At 70.8% G+C, this 19,138-nt stretch carries 16 protein-coding genes; 4 read left to right on the top strand and 12 right to left on the bottom strand.

Features of this window, described 5'->3' with window-relative positions; genetic code table 11:
* The first annotated feature begins 30 nt into the window (after positions 1-30).
* Positions 31-3,117 carry a DUF3427 domain-containing protein gene (locus QCZ28_RS14195; RefSeq protein WP_279517092.1) on the top strand — a complete coding sequence of 1,029 codons (3,087 nt, stop codon included), beginning with the start codon at positions 31-33 and terminating at the stop codon, positions 3,115-3,117.
* Positions 3,118-3,143: 26 nt separating this feature from the next.
* On the opposite strand, the gene QCZ28_RS14190 is transcribed toward QCZ28_RS14195, so the two are convergent.
* Both QCZ28_RS14190 and QCZ28_RS14185 read right to left on the bottom strand, forming a co-directional pair.
* Positions 3,144-5,297, bottom strand: a complete 2,154-nt coding sequence (locus tag QCZ28_RS14190; protein WP_279517091.1) for an MMPL family transporter — start codon at positions 5,295-5,297, stop codon at positions 3,144-3,146.
* Positions 5,298-5,450: 153 nt separating this feature from the next.
* Positions 5,451-5,750 (bottom strand): helix-turn-helix transcriptional regulator, encoded by a 300-nt coding sequence (locus QCZ28_RS14185; RefSeq protein ID WP_279517090.1) that lies wholly within the window; start codon positions 5,748-5,750, stop codon positions 5,451-5,453.
* Between the two features lie 320 nt (positions 5,751-6,070).
* On the opposite strand from QCZ28_RS14185, the gene QCZ28_RS14180 reads away from it, so the two are divergent.
* Positions 6,071-6,508 (top strand): VOC family protein, encoded by a 438-nt coding sequence (locus QCZ28_RS14180; protein WP_279517089.1) that lies wholly within the window; start codon positions 6,071-6,073, stop codon positions 6,506-6,508.
* A gap of 23 nt (positions 6,509-6,531) precedes the next feature.
* Here QCZ28_RS14180 and QCZ28_RS14175 read toward each other — a convergent pair whose 3' ends face one another.
* The 3 genes from QCZ28_RS14175 to QCZ28_RS14165 form a co-directional block, all read right to left on the bottom strand.
* Positions 6,532-7,740, bottom strand: a complete 1,209-nt coding sequence (locus QCZ28_RS14175) for a hypothetical protein (protein WP_279517088.1) — start codon at positions 7,738-7,740, stop codon at positions 6,532-6,534.
* A 102-nt stretch (positions 7,741-7,842) separates the two neighbouring features.
* The gene (locus QCZ28_RS14170) at positions 7,843-8,376 is read right to left on the bottom strand and encodes a hypothetical protein (RefSeq protein ID WP_279517087.1); all 534 of its coding nucleotides are present in this window, start codon (positions 8,374-8,376) and stop codon (positions 7,843-7,845) included.
* A gap of 45 nt (positions 8,377-8,421) precedes the next feature.
* Positions 8,422-9,573, bottom strand: coding sequence for a hypothetical protein (locus QCZ28_RS14165; RefSeq protein ID WP_279517086.1), 1,152 nt, complete (start codon positions 9,571-9,573; stop codon positions 8,422-8,424).
* A 133-nt stretch (positions 9,574-9,706) separates the two neighbouring features.
* Between QCZ28_RS14165 and QCZ28_RS14160 the strand changes: the two genes are divergently transcribed.
* Positions 9,707-11,284 carry a gluconokinase gene (locus tag QCZ28_RS14160; protein WP_279517085.1) on the top strand — a complete coding sequence of 526 codons (1,578 nt, stop codon included), beginning with the start codon at positions 9,707-9,709 and terminating at the stop codon, positions 11,282-11,284.
* An 18-nt stretch (positions 11,285-11,302) separates the two neighbouring features.
* Here QCZ28_RS14160 and QCZ28_RS14155 read toward each other — a convergent pair whose 3' ends face one another.
* Entirely contained in the window at positions 11,303-11,587 is a 285-nt protein-coding gene (locus tag QCZ28_RS14155) for an antibiotic biosynthesis monooxygenase (RefSeq protein WP_279517084.1), read from the bottom strand.
* 211 nt (positions 11,588-11,798) lie between these two features.
* Between QCZ28_RS14155 and QCZ28_RS14150 the strand changes: the two genes are divergently transcribed.
* Positions 11,799-13,166 (top strand): class A beta-lactamase-related serine hydrolase, encoded by a 1,368-nt coding sequence (locus tag QCZ28_RS14150; protein ID WP_279517083.1) that lies wholly within the window; start codon positions 11,799-11,801, stop codon positions 13,164-13,166.
* Positions 13,167-13,173: 7 nt separating this feature from the next.
* On the opposite strand, the gene QCZ28_RS14145 is transcribed toward QCZ28_RS14150, so the two are convergent.
* The 6 genes from QCZ28_RS14145 to QCZ28_RS14120 form a co-directional block, all read right to left on the bottom strand.
* Entirely contained in the window at positions 13,174-13,953 is a 780-nt protein-coding gene (locus QCZ28_RS14145; RefSeq protein WP_279517082.1) for a hypothetical protein, read from the bottom strand.
* Between the two features lie 76 nt (positions 13,954-14,029).
* Positions 14,030-14,788: a MerR family transcriptional regulator gene (locus QCZ28_RS14140; protein WP_279517081.1), complete on the bottom strand. Its 759-nt coding sequence runs from the start codon at positions 14,786-14,788 to the stop codon at positions 14,030-14,032.
* 50 nt (positions 14,789-14,838) lie between these two features.
* Positions 14,839-17,094, bottom strand: coding sequence for an EAL domain-containing protein (locus QCZ28_RS14135; RefSeq protein WP_279517080.1), 2,256 nt, complete (start codon positions 17,092-17,094; stop codon positions 14,839-14,841).
* Between the two features lie 134 nt (positions 17,095-17,228).
* Positions 17,229-17,405, bottom strand: coding sequence for a hypothetical protein (locus tag QCZ28_RS14130; protein ID WP_279517079.1), 177 nt, complete (start codon positions 17,403-17,405; stop codon positions 17,229-17,231).
* A 296-nt stretch (positions 17,406-17,701) separates the two neighbouring features.
* Positions 17,702-18,571, bottom strand: a complete 870-nt coding sequence (locus QCZ28_RS14125; protein ID WP_279517078.1) for an SRPBCC family protein — start codon at positions 18,569-18,571, stop codon at positions 17,702-17,704.
* The gene (locus QCZ28_RS14120; RefSeq protein WP_210861780.1) at positions 18,564-19,121 is read right to left on the bottom strand and encodes a helix-turn-helix domain-containing protein; all 558 of its coding nucleotides are present in this window, start codon (positions 19,119-19,121) and stop codon (positions 18,564-18,566) included. The genes QCZ28_RS14125 and QCZ28_RS14120 overlap by 8 nt, the downstream gene beginning before the upstream one ends.
* Positions 19,122-19,138 lie beyond the last annotated feature (17 nt).

The raw sequence follows: 19,138 nt of genomic DNA, 5'->3' as shown, positions 1-19,138 counted from the left end.
CGCAGCGCGCCTGCCGGCTACCTTGCCTGGATGACGGATCTTGAGCGGGGTGTGTACGAGCACCTCATCACCCGCGAGCTGGCCAACCAACTCCAGCACGTCGACCCCGCCCTGATCCAGCACCACAAACTCGACCCGGCCGACGCCCACAACGCCCTCGCCCGCCACATCGCCACCTTGGCTGCCCGCGCCCTCCAGGCCGTTTCGAGCGGCGACGACAAACTCCACCACCAGGTCGAGATGGCGAACCAGATCGCCGACGCCATCGCCGCCCTGAGCCCGAAGGCAGCGACGGACCAGGACCAGGTCACCGACGCCAAGCACCTGCTGCATGCCATCGCCGCCCCGCCGACCCCACCGGCTCTGCCAGCCTTCCCGCAGCGCCCCACGACCCCTCTCTCCACCGGCGCGCTGCTGGTCAACGGCCGTCACCAGCCCCGCATCGGCCACGAGGTCAACCACGAGATGGCGTCGGCCGAGAGCGTCGACCTGCTGTGCGCGTTCATCAAGTGGTACGGACTGCGCATCGTTGAGAAGCCCATCCGCGAGCTGATCGCCCGAGGCGGCACGGTCCGGGTCATCACCACGACCTACCTGGGTGCGACCGATCAGCGAGCGCTCGACCGGCTCAAAGAGCTCGGCGCCGAGGTCAAGGTGTCCTACGAGACGCGGACCACCCGGCTGCACGCCAAGGCGTGGCTGTTCCGCCGCAGCAACGGCACCACCACCGCGTACGTGGGCTCGTCGAACCTGTCGAAGACCGCGCTGGTGGACGGCGTGGAGTGGAACGTCCGCATCTCGAACATCGAACAGCCGCACGTCATCGACACGTTCACGGCGACCTTCGAGGACTACTGGAACGATCCGGCGTTCGAGGCGTATGACGCGGTTAGGGACGCCGAACGCCTGCGACAGGCACTCACCGGAGAACGCCGCGACGAAGCACCGACCGAGATCTCGAACCTGGACGTGCGCCCGTACCCGTACCAGGCGGAAATCCTTGCCGACCTGGACGCGGAGCGGCTGGTGCACGGGCGGTGGCGCAACCTGGTGGTGATGGCGACCGGCACGGGCAAGACAGTGGTCGCCGCCCTCGACTACCGCCGGCTGCACCGCAGCAATAAAGCGGACTCGCTGCTCTTCGTCGCTCATCAGGAGCAGATCCTGCGGCAGAGCCTGTCCACGTTCCGGCAGGTCATGGGCGACGGCAGTTTCGGCGAGACGCTGGTCGCTGGCGAGAAGCCGAACGGCTGGAAGCACGTCTTCGCCTCCATCCAGTCGCTGCACCGCCGGGAGGTCGACCCCGAGGCGTACGACATGGTGATCGTCGACGAGTTCCACCACGCTGAAGCCCCGACGTACGCCCGGCTGTTGGAACGGCTGCGTCCCCGCGTACTCCTGGGCCTCACCGCGACCCCCGACCGGACCGACGGCGGCGACGTGCGCCGGTGGTTCGACGGCCGCGCGGCTGTTGAGCTGCACCTGTGGGACGCGTTGGAGCGGCAGTTGTTGGCGCCGTTCCAGTATTTCGGGCTACACGACGACGTGGACCTGTCGCAGGTCACCTGGAAACGTGGCCAGGGCTACGACCTGGCAGAACTCAACGGCCTCTACACCGGCAACCACGCGCGGGCGCGGTCGGTGCTGCGCGCGGTCAGCGACAAGGTGGACGTCGGTCGGATGCGGGCGCTCGGGTTCTGCGTCAGCATCGGGCACGCCGAGTTCATGGCCGACTGGTTCAGGCAACACGGCGTCGAGGCGGCGGCGGTGACCTCGAAAGTAGACCGCTCGACGCAGAAGGGAATGCTGCGGGACTTCAAGGCCGGCAAGTTGCGGGTGCTCTTCACGGTGGACCTGTTCAACGAGGGCGTCGACCTACCGATGGTCGACACGATCCTGATGCTGCGGCCCACCGAGAGCGCCACGATCTTCCTGCAACAGCTCGGTCGTGGCCTGCGCCTCGACGACGACAAGCCCTGCCTCACGGTGCTCGACTTCATCGGCGGGCAGCACGCCAACTTCCGCTTCGACCTACGGTGGCGTGCCCTGACCGGGGTGAGTCGACGAGCGATCACCGAGGCGGTCCGCGACGACTTCCCGAGCCTGCCCAGCGGCTGCCACGTCGAACTGGACCGGGTGGCCAAGGAAGTCGTGCTGGCCAACCTGAAGAGCGCGCTGCCCACCTCGAAGACCGGCCTGGTGACCGAGCTGCGACAGCTCGGCGACGTCAGCCTGGCGACGTTCCTGCGCGAGACCGGCCTGGAGGTCGAGGACGTGTACCGGTCGGCCAGCATCGGCGGCTGGACCGGGTTGCGGCGGCTCGCCGGCATCGAGACGTCCGCCGCCGGCCCCGACGACCGGGACCTGGGCCGGGCCATCGGTCGGATGCTGCACACCGACGACATCGACCGGCTGGAGCTGCTGACCCGGGTCGCGGCCGGACCGCCCGCGCCAGGTCAGCAGGTGTACGCGGGCAACAGCCGACTGTTGGACATGCTGCACTTCAGCCTCTGGGGGCCGAACGCCCCGCTGTCGACGCGCAATGAGCGGCTGGCACGACTGTGGAAGGAACCGGCACGCTGCGCCGAGTTGCGGCAGCTCGCCGAGGTGCTGCGGGACCGCATCCACCGAGTGACGCCGACCGCCGCCCCGGGTGCGGTGCCGTTGCGGGTGCACGCCCGGTACAGCCGCAACGAGGCATGCGCCGCCTTCGGGATGCCCAACCCGGGGTCGTTGCGCGAGGGGGTGAAGTGGCTGCCCGACGCCCAGGCCGACCTGTTCTTCGTCACCCTGGTCAAGTCGGAGGCGCACTACTCACCCACCACCATGTACGCCGACCGGGCCATCACCGACACGTTGTTCCAGTGGGAGTCGCAGAGCACCACGTCGGCGGCGTCGGCGACCGGGCAGCGCTACACATCGGGCGGCTCGACGGTGCACCTCTTCGTCCGGGAAACCCGGATCCCCGACCGCGACCTGGGCGCACCGGCGTACCTCTACGCCGGGCCGATGACGTACCAGGAGCACACCGGCGACCGACCCATGCGCATCCTCTGGAAGCTGCACCACGCGCTGCCCGCCGACACGTACGCCGCAGCTCGGGCCATCGCCGCCTGATATCGGCCGTCCGTCCGCTCGCCCGGCTACCCCTTCGCCACGGCCTCCGGCTCCGGCGGGACGTGCGGCCCGCCGGCCGGTCGCTCGTCGCCGTGGCCCGGCCACCACGCCTTGTGCCCGATCAGCGCGGTCAGCGCTGGCACGAAGAACATCGACATGACGAACGCCGACAGCACGATGCCGATCGCCACCGCGAAGCCCATCTGCTGCAGGAACGAGATCGGAGCAAGCAGCAGCACCGCGAACGTCCCGGCAAGGATCAAGCCTGCTGCCGCGACCGTCGGGCCGGCGTGTTCGACCCCGATGGCGGCGGCCTGGTGCGGCTCGTTGCCCTCCCGCGCCTCCTCGCGTAGTCGGGCGATCATCAGGATGTTGTAGTCAGTCCCGATCGCCACCACGAAAAGGTAGAGGATGATCGGCAGCTGGAAGGTGACACCGGGCTCGCCCTGCAGCCCTTGGAAGAGGTAGACAGTGGCGCCCAGGGTGGCGGCGAAGTTGAGCAGCACCGCTATCACGAGGTAGATCGGCGCGACCAAACTGCGCAGCAGCAGCCCGAGGATAAGCGCGATCAGGCCGGCCGCGACCGGCAGGATCACCGACAGGTCGCGGTTGTTGGCCGAGTTGATGTCCGCGAAGATCGCGGTGGTCCCGCCGACCAGCGCCCGGGTGCCCGGCGGGGCCGCCGCATGCACTGCACCGCGCAGGTCGTCGCGGACGAGGGTGATCGCCTCGTTGGAGACCGGGTTCTCGTTGAGCAGCAGGTTGACCCGGGCCACACTCGGGTCGGTGCTGCGCTCCGGCGGCTGCGCCTGGCCCACACCCGGGGCTTTCGCCACGGCCGCCGCGAAGTCGTTGACCTGCTGCTCGTTCAGCGGCGACCCGTTGCTGGTGGTCAGGTAGACCTCGGTCGGGGCGAGCGCACCGGCGGCGAACCCGCGCTGTAGGTCCTGTGCGGCCTTCGCCGACTCGGTGTCCTGCGGGAAGCCGGCGCTGAAGTCGTAGTCAGCCTTGTAGCCAAGCACGCCTGCAGCGAGCGCGACCAGGAGAACGCCGGAGGCCGCCGCGACAAGCGCCGGCCGGCGCCCGACGGTGTTGCCGAGCCGGTGCCAGATGGTGGCCTTGGGCGCACGCTGCCACGCCTTCGAGGGCCAGAAGACGTACCGGCCGAGCAGGGAGACGACCGCCGGGATGAGGGTGAGCGAGGTGACCAGCATGACGCCGACCGCGATCGCGAGCGCCGGACCGAGGGAGCCGAAAAAGCCCAGCGAGGCAAGAAGCAGCACGAGGAACGCGACGATGACCGCTCCGGCGGCCGAGGTGATGACCTCGCCGACCCGCTGGACGGTGACGATCATCGCGGTGCGCTTGTCGTCGCCTGCGCGCAACCGCTCCCGGTAGCGGAAGAGCAGGAACAGGATGTAGTCGGTGCCGATGCCGAACAGCACGATCAGCAGGATCGTCTGCAGATCCTGGCTGACACTGAGGTCGAATGCCTTGCCCGCGGCGGCGACGAGACCCGTCGTGATGCTCAGGACGACGCCCACGACCACCACGGGCAGCAGCGCCGCGATGGGGCTGCGGAAGATGACGAGGATCAGTCCGATGATCAGGATGATCGTCGCGACGCCGACCACGGCGAAGGCGTTGTTGAAGGTGTCCTCGTTGTCGACGAAGCTCGCCACGTCACCGGCCACGCCTGCGGTCAGCCCACTGTTCGCCAGCTCCGGGCCGATGTCCGCGCGCAGGTCGCGCACGGCGTCGAGCAGTGCCGGGTCGTCGGGGGTGGGGGCGTCGAGCCCGACGTTGATGATCTGCACCGACTTGTCCGGTGCGACCGCGGGCGGACCGGTCAGGTAGCCGGACGTGCGCGGGATGTTCTTGGCCTTGAGCGACTGGGCGAGCTGGCCCACCTTCGCCTCGTCCGCCGACGTGAGTTTCTGCCCGTCGGCGCGCTTGACCACGATGGTCGCCGTCGCGGTGGCCTGCTGCGGGAACGCCTTCTGCCCCAGCTCGGTGGCCTGCACCGACTCGTACGAGCGAGGCAGGAAGCTCTCCTGGTCGGCGGAGGTGATGTCGCTCAGGGACGGTGTGGTGAGGATGATGGCGGCTGCCGCGACCACCCACCCGGCGATCACCCACCACGCTCTGCCCACGACGAATCTGCCCAGCCGCTCGAACATGGTTCCCCCCGTGTGTCCGGTACAACCGACGTCTGGTGGCCGATGCGGCCACGGATACCCCGATGACCACCCTGCGCTACCTATGCGCAGCGTACCGTCACGCCCTCAGCCTTTCTGGAATGCTAGATCAACGACCGTTTCGTATGCGGTCAGTCAGGCGGCGTCCGCGTTGGAACTGAACCTGACGTCCAGCCTTCGGTCCAAGGCACGGGCCAGGCGCTCCAGCACCGGCAGGGTCGGCACTGTGCCGCCAGCCTCAAAACGAGCCACCGCTGATTGAGTCATGCCGGCCGCTTGGGCCAGCTGGCTCTGACTCCAGCCATGCCCTTCGCGCAGGTGGCGCACCTCCTGCCCGAGTTCGAAGGCGATCCGGGTGGCCTCGTAGGTCTCGGCCGCTCCCGGCTCAGCCATCCGGCGCTCACGCAAGTCGTTCCAGTCCAGGCGATCAGTCATCGCTCTGCCCCCTCGTTCACGATGTGCCGCTCCAACACGCACCGCTCGAACGCGCGGCGAGCCCGCTCGACTTCCCGGTCCTCCCGCATTCGCGTCTTACGGAACACCGTGAGCAGGATGATTCTCCGGTCGGACCTCTGGTTCCAGCTCCACGCTACCCCAACCCATAGCATCGATGCTATGGGTTGGGTGGTTCCCAGCGAACTTCATCCGACGCGTGTTGCACATGACGCCGGCCCTGTCCATGCCGCGACCCGTCCGGCAACCACGTCGAGGCCGCCTGCCAACCCACCGGCATGATCGCGCGTAGGTTGAGGACCATGGAGCAGCGGATCAGCCTCGTCACCCTGGGAGTTGCGGACGTAGCCCGCGCGAAGGCGTTCTACAAGCAGCTCGGCTGGCGGGGCCAGGAGGTCGAGGAGACGGTCTTCATCCAGGCCGGCGGTCTGGCGGTCGTCCTGTGGAGCCGCGACAAGCTCGCCGACGACGCCGGCATCGCCGATCCGGGAACGGACGGCTTCGGCGGGATGACCCTCGCCCAGAACGTCCGGTCCCGAGAGGAGGTGGACGAGGTGATCGCCACGGCGACCAAGGCGGGTGCCACGGTGACCAAGCCGGCCCGGGAGACCTTCTACGGCGGCTACGCGGGCTACTTCGCAGACCTGGACGGGCACGTCTGGGAGATCGCGTGGAATCCCGGCTTCGCCCTCGCGGACGACGGCACTCTCACCGTCCCCGACTTCAGCGCCCTGGGCTGAGCCGCACAAGCAACGGACACGGGTCAGGGCGTCGGAGGCGGGCAGAGCAGCGGGTCCAGCAACGGCAGTTGCAGAGGATCCAGGCAGACCGCCAGCAACGAATTCGGCGAAGGCGTCGCGGTGGGCGTCGGAGTCGGGGAGGCCGACGCGACGGGCGGCGTCGGGACGGCTGGGGTGGCCGGTGCCGTGGTGGGGACCGGCCCAGGGGTCGGCACCGAGGTGGGCGACGGAGCAGGGACGGCCGACGGGGTGACTGCCGGCGCTACAGCCACCGCATCGGCAGGTGGCACCACTCTGGAGACGGCTGCCGCAGTCGACGGCCGGACAGCCGGGGCGTGCGGCGGGCTCCAGACGGCACTGTCGGCCGAACCGACCCGCGACCGGGGGGCCACCGGCCCGACGGCACCGATCGGCACGAAGATCGCCCCAGCCCTCGGCACGTCCAGGGCGATGGCCTCCGCCAGCGGCACAGGCTCGGATCCCGAGAGGCGCGAGTTCGGGCCGAGAGCGCCGGGGCCGACCGTCGCGAACACCACAGCGGCGATGGCGGCAGCACCCAGCGCCCGCCGGTCGGGCCGCACCGCGGTCAGTGGCGCGTCGTCGGGTTCCGCCGGCACGAAGGGCGCGGGCCGGGCCGCCCGGTGCGCGGCCAGCTGCGCGTCGACCTGCGCCAGGACGGCAGCGCGATCCGTAGCGACAGCGAGCGTGAGGTAGAAGCGGAAGTTCACCACGGCGTTGGCGGGGACGAGCAGCCCGGAGAGTCGACTGTGGTCGGGCAGCAGGGTAAACGGCGTGTCGGGGTGGTGGGCGGGGCCGGCCAGGTCCGCGTACCGCCACTCACGCCGGTGCTCACGCCCACCGAAGGCGACCCGGTGACTGGTCACGACGGCCATACCGGTGTCGACGGCCCGCAGGCCCGTCGGCAGCGCCTCGGAGGAGGCCTCGGCGAAGGAACAAGAGCCGCCCGGTGTGGGTAGGCCCGGGACGTGCCGCGCCTCGGCCTCGACCAGCGTGGCGACGGGGAGGACTCGGAAGACGAGTTCGTCGTCGTCGAGGTCCACCGGTAGGCCGGTGCGGGGCTGCGTACACCCGAGGAAGCTGGCGGCTTCGATGCGGAGCCGGGCCAGGTGGTCGTCGCGGCGACGCCAGGCGTCGGTGGCGTCGCGGCACACGCGCTGCCGCCGCTCGGTCTCTCGCTCGGCCCAGGCGATCCGCCAGGGGGCACACGCCACAGAGGTAACGGTCACACGCGGTACAACCGCTCACGTACGTGACAGTAACGCGACCACGGTCGATGTGTCCCGCTGTGCCCGGAAGGCGAGAGTTGCAGGTGATCAGCCGGCGCGGCGGCGGTACGGCTGCGGGCCGTGGGTCGGAAACCGCGACCGGGTCCGCGGCGGGTACGCCTCGCAGTGCTCGGCCCAGTGTTCGGCGGCGGTGGCCAGTGCGTCGGCGGAGACGGTGAGGCTCAGCGGGTAGATCGCGCTGGACGGTCGGCGCATCCACGGTGGCAGCGACTCGGCGGAGAACTCCACGATCAACTCCAGCCGGCGGCGGCGCAGCACCCGGCTGCGCAGGGCCAGGTTGGGTTCGGTGAACCGGACCATGGCCGGTGGCGCGCTCAACGCGAGGGCGGCGGTGGCCTGCCCGTGCAGCCAGCCGCCGAGCGCGCGGGCCTCCTCGACCATCAGGCTGGGGTAGTGGTGTGACCAGGTCTGACCGTCGGCGGTGCGGGCGTCCACCTCAATGAGCAGCCAGTCGTGCCAGCCGGGCGTGACCCCGTCGGGGTCGTCGGGCGGGTCGACGCCGGGCTGGTAGCCGACGGGGCGTATCCGCACCCGTGCGCCATCGTCGGACCGGATCTCCACTCGATCATTCTGGCCGAGAAAAACGGACTTGAGGCCCCGAATCGGTCACTTCGTGATGGTCCGCCGCACGCCCCTGTGCTCGGCGCAGGCGTGGGATCGGCCTCCGGCCAGGCTGACCGAGCCGTCGCGGCACTGCACGAGGTAGCCGCGACCCGCCCAGAACTGCGGTACGCAGTCGAACCAGTCGCACACTTCGGCGGCCGGTTTGCGGATCCGCGTGCCGCCGCAGAAGCCGTACCCCAGGGGGTTTTCCGGTGCCCCGCAGCGCGCGTCGGTGGTCGCGCTGGGCGAGGGGCGTGGTGACTTCTTCTGCTTCGGTGGCGGGGTCTTCAGCGCGAGCGCCGGGTCGGCCGGGCGGATCAGCGCCGGTGCCACGCTGTGGGCGGGTGCCGGGGTGGCGGCGACGGCGACCTCCGCGCCACCGGTCGGGTCGGACGGGTCCGACTCGATCAGCGCCGCCGGCACCAGCAGCGCGATGGCCGCCGCCACCGCGATGGTCCTGCGACCACCGGGTACGAACGACGACAGTCGGGCCTGCCCGGGGGTGGCCGCCGCCGGCCGGAACGGCTTGAGCTGGGCGTGCTCGGCGATCAGCTCGTCGAGCTGGGCGAGCACCGCGGACCGCTGTTCGATCGCGTCGGCGAAGGCCAGGGTGAGCTTGAACCGGAAGTCCGGCGCGGCGTCGGTGGGCAGCAGCAACCCGGAGGTACGCCGCCGGTCCAGCACCTGGATCAGGGTGACCGGCGCGGTCGGGTCATGGGCCAGGCCCGTCATCCGGCCGTACGCCCAGTCGCGTCGGCCTCGTCCGCCGAGCAGCACGAGGCGACGGCTGGTGATCACGGCCATGCCGGCGTCGGTGACGCGGACGCCGTCGGGGCGGCGTGGACGCAGCGGCCCGGTTCGTGGGTCGACGTGCAGGTCCGGCGCGGGCAGCACGGTGGTGTGTCGCACCTCGACCAGTTGCGCGGCGGGCAGTGCCCAGAGCACCACCTCGTCGGCGGCCAACTCCAACGGCAGGCCGGCGCCGGCGGCCGCCGAGCCCTGGAAGTCGGCGGCCAGGGCGCGCAGCCGTCGTAACTCGTCGTCGCGTCGCCGCCACGCCGTCTCAGCGCCGCGGAACGTGGTGACCCGCCGCACGTTCTGCCGGTGCGCCCACCGGTACCGCCATGTGGAACCCGTCGAATCAGTCTTTGCCACGCCGACTCCTTCGCCGCGCAGGCCACCAATCTGGGGTGTCGTCGGGTTCAACAGGTGCGGCGCGGTACCCGGACACGCCGAAACGGGCGAAGTATCCGATCGGCGGAGCAATCAGCACGATAGGGGGATACTAGTGCGGTCGTTCATGTTCTCCGAGGGGGTGACGGTCGTGCCGGCAGTCACGCTGCCCGGGGTCGTGATCGGGGTCGACATCGGCACCACCAGCACCAAGGCCGTCGCGTACGACACCGACGGGCGGCAACTCGGCAGCCACCTGGCCGGCTACCCGATGGACAACCCGCAACCGGGCTACGCCGAGCAGGACCCGCAACAGATCCTCGATGCGGTGCTCAGGTCCATCAGCATCGTCGTGGCCGAGCTGGTACAGCCGGTGGTCGGGTTGTCGTTCAGCTCCGCGATGCACAGCCTGATCGGGTTGGACCCGGACGGCAACCCCCTCACCCCGTCGCTGACCTGGGCCGACTCGCGCTCCACCCGGCAGGCCGAGCGGCTGCGGGCGGCACCGTCGGGGCTGGCCCTGCACCGGCGTACCGGCACGCCGATGCATCCGATGTCGCCGCTGCCCAAGCTGCTCTGGTTCGCCGAGCAGGAGCCGAAAGTGTTCCAGCGGGTTTCGCACTGGGTGGGCATCAAGGACTGGGTGTTGCTGCGGCTCTGCGGCACGCTGGTCACCGACCACTCGGTCGCCTCGGCCACCGGCCTGCTCGACATCCACACGCTGGAGTGGGACGACGAGGCGCTGCGCATCGCCGGCATCACAGGGGAACAGCTTCCGCAGCTCGTCGCCACCACCGCCGTGCTGCCCAACCTCACCGCGCAGAGCGCGGCCCAGACCGGCCTGCCGGAGCGCACCCCGGTGGTGGTCGGCGCGGGCGACGGGCCGCTGGCGAACCTGGGCCTGGGCGCTGTGCATCCCGGCATGGTGGCCTGCTCGATCGGCACCAGCGGCGCGATGCGGGTGATGGTCGAGCGGCCCGGCGTGGACCCGCTCGGCGGGGTGTTCTGCTACGCGTTGACCGAGCAGCGTTGGGCGGTCGGCGGCGCGATCAACAACGGCGGCATCGTGCTCAAGTGGGCCGGCGCGGCGCTCGCCCCGGACCTGGGCGAGCACGCCGAGGAGGAGCTGGTCGCCCTCGCCGCCCGCGCGCCGGTCGGCTCCGGCGGGCTCATCATGCTGCCGTACCTGCACAGCGAACGGGCACCACACTGGAGCGCCCTGCCGCGTGGCGCGTACGTGGGGTTGACCCACGCACACCGCCGTGAGCATCTGGTGCGGGCCGCGCTGGAGGGTGTCTGTCAGCAACTCGCGCTGGTGCTCAGCTCGGTGCGCGCGGCCGGTAACGAGGTTCGCGAGGTCCGGGCCGGTGGCGGCTTCGCCCGCAGCGGCCTGTGGCGGCAGATGCTCGCCGACGTGCTCGGCCTGCCGGTGAGCTTCCCGGCCGCGCACGATGGGTCGAGCTTCGGCGCGGCGCTGCTCGGCATGGAGGCGCTCGGGCTGATCCCCAGCATCGACGTCGCCGCCGACCTGGTGCGGATCGAGGAGACGGTCCGCCCCGACCCGGCCGCCGCCGCCACCTACGCGGCGCTGCTGCCGCTGTTCGCCGAGCTGTACGACGCCCTCACGCCCACCTTCGCGTCGATCCGTCGGATGGCACCCGGCCTGCCCACCGGTCTCGAATCACCGGCGTGACCGGGGTCGACCCGCCGGTCAGGGCGCCTCGACGCCGGAGATCAGGTAACGCCGCACGTCGGCGTCGAGGATGGCCACTTCCGGCCCGTCGTCCGGCCCCGAGCCACGGAACGCCGTCAGCTGCTCCGCGGACTCCCAGCGCTCGTAGACGTGGATCCGGCCGGGCTCCAACGGGTCGGCCGCCAGCAGGAAGTCGAGGCAGCCGGCGGTGGCGCGGGCCTGCGCGATGACCTGCGCGCAGCCGGACAGGTAGGCCTCGCGTGCGGCCGGTTCGACCTCAAGGCTGCCGGCGATGATCAGCATGGGGTCCTCCGGGATGAGTGGCTGACCTTTGCTCTGCACCCCCCGGCGCACCACGCACGGTCCGTAACCGGCGCGTCGGCGGGTGCAGAGCAAAGCGCGTGCGTCGTATTTATACCCGTGGGGCGTAACGCGCGCCGGGACATCGCCGCCCGGACGGGTGACGCCGGTCCCGTCGGTCTCGCCAGCCTCTGCGGCTTCATATCGTGCAAACGTGAGAAAAAGCGACAAGTGGCGCTCATCTTCCCTGCTGGGGACCTCTGCCCGCGTACCCCTGAAATGGCTGTCGGCGGCGGTCGCGCTCGCGGTGCTCGCGACGACCGGGCCGGCCACCGCGGATGGTCCCGGCCGCGAGCCCGGCGCGGACCCGGCGCGGACGACCGAGCCGGGGTACGCGGCTGAGCCCGGCGACGGGCAGAGCCACGAGCCCGGCGTGGATCCGGCACCGGAGCGGGCCCCGACCAGCGAGGTGTCCTGGTTGTCGTTTCCCGGCGGGGTGTTCGCGGTGGACTCGCTCGGTCACACGGTGCGCTACCGCGCCTGCGACGGGGACACCGGTCGGGTCGCCGACCCGACCATGCTGGTTGCCGCCGGCGTGGCCAGCGGCGCTGTCGTCGTCGGCGGCACCGCCTACCGCTACCGGGTGCCGCTGATCGGGCGCAGCGACGGCACGCTGGAGGTGATCCCCCAGCACCGCCCACCGACGACGCTGACCGGCGTGGTGGTCACCAGCCCGCAGCCGCCCACCGACCCGGTCGCCGGGGCCCGGCTGTTCCCGCTCAGCGGGCAGCTCGCCCGGGTGGTCGCCGACGCGAGCCTGAACCCGGCCGGGGCCACCGTCCGTGACCTGTCCGGCCGCTACGGCGACCAGCAGATCGCCGTCAACGGGTCGCTGCGCCCCAAGGCGGCCAGCGTGATCAAACTCTGGATCCTGGTCGAGCTGCTGCGCCGGGTCGACTGTGGACAGGTATTCCTCGACGACGGGGTGCTGGTCACCCCCGAGGATGTGGTCGGCGGCACCGGTCAACTCCAGTTCGAGACGTTCCCGCAGGTGGTGACGCTGCACCGGCTCGCCCAGTACCTGATCAAGTACAGCGACAACGTGGCCGCGAACGTGCTGATCACCTACCTGGGTGGGTTCGCCCCGGTCAACGCGCTGATCGACTCGATGAACCAGCGGTCCACCATCCTGGCCCGCCGGATGCTCGACAGCGCCGCCGCGCAACGCGGCGAGGAGAACTACACCAGCCCGGACGACGTGGTGTCGCTGCTCGGCGCGGTCTGGGACGGCGAGATCCTCACCCCGGCCTCCCGTGACCTGATGATCGGGTTCATGCGGGAGCAGACCCTGAACACGAAGATCCCGGCGGCGTTGCCGCCCGGCGTGCCGGTGGCGCACAAGACCGGTGACCTGCCGGACGCCTCACACGACGTCGGCTACTACCTGATCCCCGGCACCGAGACCGCCGTCGCCTTCCTCACCGCCGGGCCGATGGCCACCGGCGACGAAACGGTCCGGCGGATGGCCCGCACCGTCTACGACTTCCTGGTCGACCCGGCCGACGGGGCGGTCGAGGAGTGAGCCGACCTCAGGCGCCCGGAATGTTCGCCGGCGGGTCCTCGCCGACCAGGTCGGCCGCCGGCGGCTCCGCCGACACCGACAGCCCGAAATCCGAGTACGTCAGGTCGAGCTGGGCGACCTCCGACTGCTCGCTCGCCAGCTCGATGCGGTAACGGACCAGCCGCCCCTGCTCGTCGACGGCAGCGGTGAACGGGACCGCCCCGGCCCGGTCACCGAGCACGCCTCCGACCCCCTCGCCCAGCACCGCGCTGCTCTGGCGCAGGTCCAGCGTGCCCGCGTACTCCCGGGTGGCGGTCTGCCGGACGGCGGTCGCCGTGCCGAGCGTGTCAGCCAGCCGGGTGTTGTCCAGGCCCTGCTTGGCGGGGGGTGAACCCGGAGCGCCGACATGCCACCAGGTCTTGCCGTCCCAGACCGGAACGCGCCGGTCCGGGGCGCTGACCCGCACGTAGACGTCCGGCCCGGTGGTGAGCCGTTCGATCTTCACCTCACCGGTGGGCACCTTCAGGGAGGTGGTCTCCAGACCCCGCTTTGCCTTCGGGTCCCAGAGCACCACGGTGCCGTCCCCGCCCGTCGTCCCGCCGCTGCTCAACGTCAGCTTGTAGGTCTGCTGGTCGACCTTCCCGGCGGCGGCCCTGAGCACACCGACCCCGTCGGTCGGGCCCGCCGACGCCGCCGGACGACCCGCGTCGGGCTCATCCCCGGTGGCCACCAGTGTCCACACCCCCGCGGCGACCGCCACGACGAGGATGACACCAGCGGCGATCAGCTTCGGTTTCTGCACTGTCATCTCCCCCGGGGTGGTGCGGTCCGGCCAGAGTAGCCGGACCGCACCGACCCTGCTCCCGGTCGGCCTGCCGGCCCGATCAGGCCCGGCTGATCGCGTTCGCGTGGATCGCCTCGTGCAGATACGCCGCCAACCCCGGGGCGATCTTCTCGTAGTACGCGGTGAACCGCTCGTCGGCCATGTACATGTCGGCCAACCCGGTCTGCACCTCGTACGAGCACTCGTAGAACCAGCGACTGATGATCTGCCGGTGCTCCTCGGCCAGGTCCATCGCCTCCGGGCCGTCGGCCGGCGCGCCCGAGGCCATCAGCGCGACGATCCGTCGACCCCAGTCCTCGTTCTCCGCCTTGATCCGCAGCCAGTCCTCCTTGCCGTAACGGGAGGCCCGGCGGTTCGACTCCCGGTACGCGTCGGTGCCTCCCCACCGCTGCTCCGCCTCGGCCTCGTACTGCTCCGGCTTGAAGTCACCGAAGACCTCGAACCGCTCCTCCGGGGTGAGTTGGATGTTCAACTTGCTCGCCTCCATCGCGAACTCGATCGCCGTGACCATCTCCTGCAACCGTTTGAGCCGTACCGTCAGCAGCTCGTGCTGTCGGCGCAGGTGCGCGGCCGGATCGGCCGCCGGGTCGTCGATGATCGCGGTGATCTCCTCAAGCGGGAAACCCAGCTCCCGGTAGTACAGGACGAGTTGCAGCCGTTGCAGGTCCGCGTCGTCGTAGCGGCGGTAACCGGCCGAGGTCCGCCCGCTGGGCGAGAGCAACCCGATCTCGTCGTAGTGGTGCAGCGTCCGCACCGTCACGCCGGCGACCTTCGCCACCTGACCCACCGTGTACGCCATGGTCCCCCTCCCTTCCGGGAACCAGGCTCCTGCCTGCCGTTACGTGAGAGTCAACTCCGATTCTGGCCCACCATGGCGGGGCCGTCCGGCCGCCCGTACAGATAGCCCTGACCGCGCGGGCAGCCGATCGCGGCGACCGCCTCATGCTGGCGCTCGGTCTCCACCCCCTCGGCGACCACCGCCAGGTCGAACGCGCCGGCCAGCCGGGTGACCATCTCCACCGTGGCGTACGCCCGGTCGTCGGTGCCCAGCCGCGCCACGAACGACCTGTCGATCTTCAGCTCGGTGGCCGGGATGCGGTGCAGGTAGCTCAGCGACGAGTAGCCGGTGCCGAAGTCGTCGATGGCGATCCTGATGCCCAGCTCCCGCAACTGGTGCAGCCGCTCCAGCACCGCCTCGGTGCCCTCGATCAGCGCCGACTCGGTCAGCTCCAGGGTCAACGCCCGGGGTGCCAGCCCGGCGGCGCTGGTGGCCGCGGTGACAGTGGCGATCAAATCCGGCCGGCGCAGGTGCGCGGCGGCGATGTTCACCGCGACGGTCGCCTCCGGCACCCGATCCCGCCAGGTGGCGGCGGCCCGGCACGCCTCGTGGATCACCCAGCGGTCGATCGGCAGGATCAGCCCGGTCTCCTCGGCCAGCGGCAGGAACTTCGCCGGCGCCAACATCCCCAGCCGGGGGTGCCGCCAGCGCACCAGCGCCTCGGCGCTGCGTACCGCACCGGTGCTCAGGTCGACGATGGGTTGGAACTCCAGGCGCAGCTGGTCCTCGTCGACCGCCCGGCGCAGGTCGGCGATCAGCTCGGCGCGGGACACGGCCGACTCGCGCAGCGCCGGTGTGCACGTCCGGTACGCGGACTTCCCGGCCGCCTTGGCCGCGTACATGGCGATGTCGGCGTCGCGCAGCAGGTCGGTGTGGGAGGCGTGCTGTGGGCCGAACTCGGCGATACCGATGCTCGCCGACGGGTGCACCCCGACGTCCTCCTCGTCGTCGGACGGCCGCAACGCGTCGAGCAGCCGCTCGGCGAGCCGTTCGGGTGACGCCGGCCGGTCGCCGTCGACAAGCACGGCGAACTCGTCACCGCCGAGCCGGGCGATGGTGCCGTCGCCGTTGACGGCAGTGCGCATCCGGGCCGCGAGCCCGGTCAGCAGGGTGTCACCGGTGGCATGCCCGAACCGGTCGTTGACCTGCTTGAACCCGTCCAGGTCGAGCAGCAGCACGGCCACCGGCCGCCCGTCGCGCAGCGCCAGACGCAGCCGCCGGTTGAACAACAGCCGGTTGGGCAGCCCGGTGAGCTGGTCGCCGTACGCGAGCCGGCGCAGCCGCGCCACCAGCCGGAGGTTCTCGTTGGCGGCCAGCCCCTGCCGGACGGCGAGGGCCGCCAGCAGCACCATCATCGTCACGAACACCAGGTGCGGGGTCTGCCCGGTGGGCCGACGCGCCAGCACCACCGCGACGATCGCCCCACCCACCGGCAGGTACGGCAGCGCCACCCGCCACCAGGGCGGCAGTGGCGACTCGGCGGTGTCGTCGGTGCCGTCGCAGTCCGGTGGTGGCGGGTTCCGGGTGGCCAGGCCGATCAGCAGGTAGCTCAACGGCCAGCAGATGTCGATCGGGTGGCCGGCGGTGTAGTCGGCGCGGGCGACCAGCGACACGTAGACGACGTCGGCGACGACCCGCAGGGTGAGGCTCGCCGCGAGGATGCTCATCGGCCGCCACATCGGCCGGGCCGGCCCGGAGACCGCGACCAGGATGGTGAGCTGCATCAGGTCGAACATCGGGAAGAGCAGCCCGAGGGTACGCGCCGGGTCGGCCAGTTCGGCCGCGGCGACCCCACGGAAGACCAGCACCCACCCGACCGGCACCAGGGCCAGGGCGACGATCACCCCGTCCAGCAGCGTACGGGCCCGACCGACAGCGGTCCGTGGTGCGGACGGCGAGCTGAGCAGCGCGGCCGTGCCGGTGAGGATGCCGGCGGTGAAGACCACCCCGACCACCGGCGTGTGCGGCAGGTCCCCGCCGACGAGCCGCTGCACGGTCCAGATCGCCCGGCCGATCGCGGCGAGCGCCATGGTGACCGCGAGCAGGGTCCAGAAGCGACGCAGCGGCGTCGGATGCCGACGGGCCACCCCGACGCACGCGAGTGTCGCCCAGCCGGCGACCAGCATCGCGCCGACATCACTGACCAGCGCGCCACCGGGCAACGCGGCGACCAGCCAGCCCGCCTCCAGCAGGATGACCGCAGCCGCGACGAACGCGCCGGCGGGCTTGAGCGCCCCCGCAGCCTGCGTTCCGTCCTGTCGGGACACGGTCGCTCCGGCCCTTTCGTCGTGCGTGCACCCTCGGCAGGACCGGTCCACGGCAAACCCCGAAAGCCTAACCAGCGCTCAGAAACGCCGCCAGAGCCGAACGTGCACGCCGTCGCGGACGCCCGGACCTGCGGTCAGCGGCCGCCGGAGCGGTTCCAGGGTGAGCGGGGCAGCGTGGTGCCGGCCAGAGGGCGGCGTACCCGACGGCGTTTGCGCCGACCGGGGGTGCAGGACGGACGGGCCGCGGTGTGCACCGCCACGTCGACCGGGTGCGTCGGTCGACCGATCAGCCAGCAGAGGAAGCGTTCCATCGACGGATCAGCCGACCGGGAGGCGCTGGGCATCGGCCTTGGCGATCTCGTACTCCGCCCCGCAGAACGTGCACTGCTGCGCGTACCGGGTGCGGATCGGAATGAGGGGGATGAAGAACATCGCCCGCCAGTACCCACTCGACAGCGAAAAGTCACCACATCCCGGCGGGTGGAAGTCACAAGATCTGCTCAACTACAGGGAAACTGCTGCCTCCGCGCGGCTGGAGGCAGCAGTTTCCCCGATGTTGCTCGGATCTTGGCCCACGGGTGAGGTGAGCGGGGGCGGACGATCCGCGTCAGTTGGTCGGGGCGGGCTCCAGGCCGGGGATCTCCTCGGAGATCCAGATCGGCTGCCAGTTCGGCACCTCGTGGAAGCGGCGCAGCTCGTACAGCCCGGCAACCGAACCGCTCCAGGCCCCGTACGGCGGGTTGGCCTCGTCGAAGCCGCTCTGCACGAAGGTCAGCGTGGTCTTGCCACCGGATTCGGCCAGCTCCCAGTTCGTCACGCCGGTCGGTCCCCAGTCGACGGACATCCGCCGGCCGGGCTCCAGGTCGACGACCTTGGCCGCGTAACCGGTCTCGAAGCCGCCCATGGCGTACCGGCCGCCGACCCAGGGCTCGATGCCGATCGGGTAGCCGAACCAGGCGCTGGCCTGCTCGGAGTCGGTCAGCGACTCCCACACCTTGTCGGCGGGGGCGGCGATGACCAGCTCACCCCGCAGGTCGGCGGAGGTGAAGTCGGTGCGGGGCAGCAGTGGCTGGCCCTCCACGTGGGCGGCCAGGTTGGCGATGGCAAGCGCCCAGAACGTCTGGAGCACGCCCCGGATGCTGGAGCCGCTCATCGCCTCGGCGAAGTCGAAGTGGCTCTGGGTCAGCGTCAGCACGGTGCTGTCGGCGCCCTCGGCGGCCAGCTGGAACTCGGTGGTGGTCTCCACCCCGTCGAGCAGCCAACTGAAGCGCAACGTGTCGTCGTCCACGTGCAGCAACCGCTGGTGCGGGGCGTCGCCCTCGGGCGTGAAGCGGCCCCAGAACTCGTACCGCTGGGGCAGCTCGACCTCGGCGTGCTCGGCCAGCCAGAGACGCAGCTCGGCCGGGTCGGTGAGGGCCTGGCGGACCCGCCCGACGGGCGCGGAGAGACGGGCCTGAACCTTCATCGGTTCACTCATTGTCATTTCCTTTCGGGTAGCAGGCGACGGCCAGCTTGAAGGCGTCGCCTTCGCTGCCGCCGTAGCGGGTGAACAGGTCCTGAAGTGCGGTTTGCAGGTCGTGCATGAACTGCTGGCGCTGCTCGGGGGGCACCCGGATCTCGCCGGAGACCCCGATCGAGGGCAGCTCGGGCGCCGCCCGGTCCAGGCCGGCGATGTCGGCCTGGACCTCCTCCATCAGGTCGAGCAGGTAGCCGAGGCTCAGCTCGTCGCGGGCCCGGCGCAGGCCGATCCGGCCGACGAGCCGTGGGGAGAGCCAGTAGGACCGGGCGGCGGCCTGGTAGATGCCTTCGGTGATGCCGCGGACCTTGCGTTCGTTGACCAGCTCGACGAGGCCGGCCGCGACGAGCTGCTTGACGTGGTAGTAGACGCGCTGTGGCGTCTGGTCGAGTCGGGCCGCGACCTCCGTGCAGGTGCGCGGCTCGGCCAGTTGCCGCAGCACCTCGACGCGATGCGGCTTGAGCAGGACTTCGGCCTGCTCGATCTGCTCCAGGTACAGGACGTCTCTCATGGCAAAATCAGTTTGTA

This window comes from Micromonospora sp. DH14 (genome assembly GCF_029809455.1).
GTDB classification, from domain to species: domain Bacteria; phylum Actinomycetota; class Actinomycetes; order Mycobacteriales; family Micromonosporaceae; genus Micromonospora; species Micromonospora parva.
This window is presented reverse-complemented; position numbering and strand designations above follow the sequence as displayed.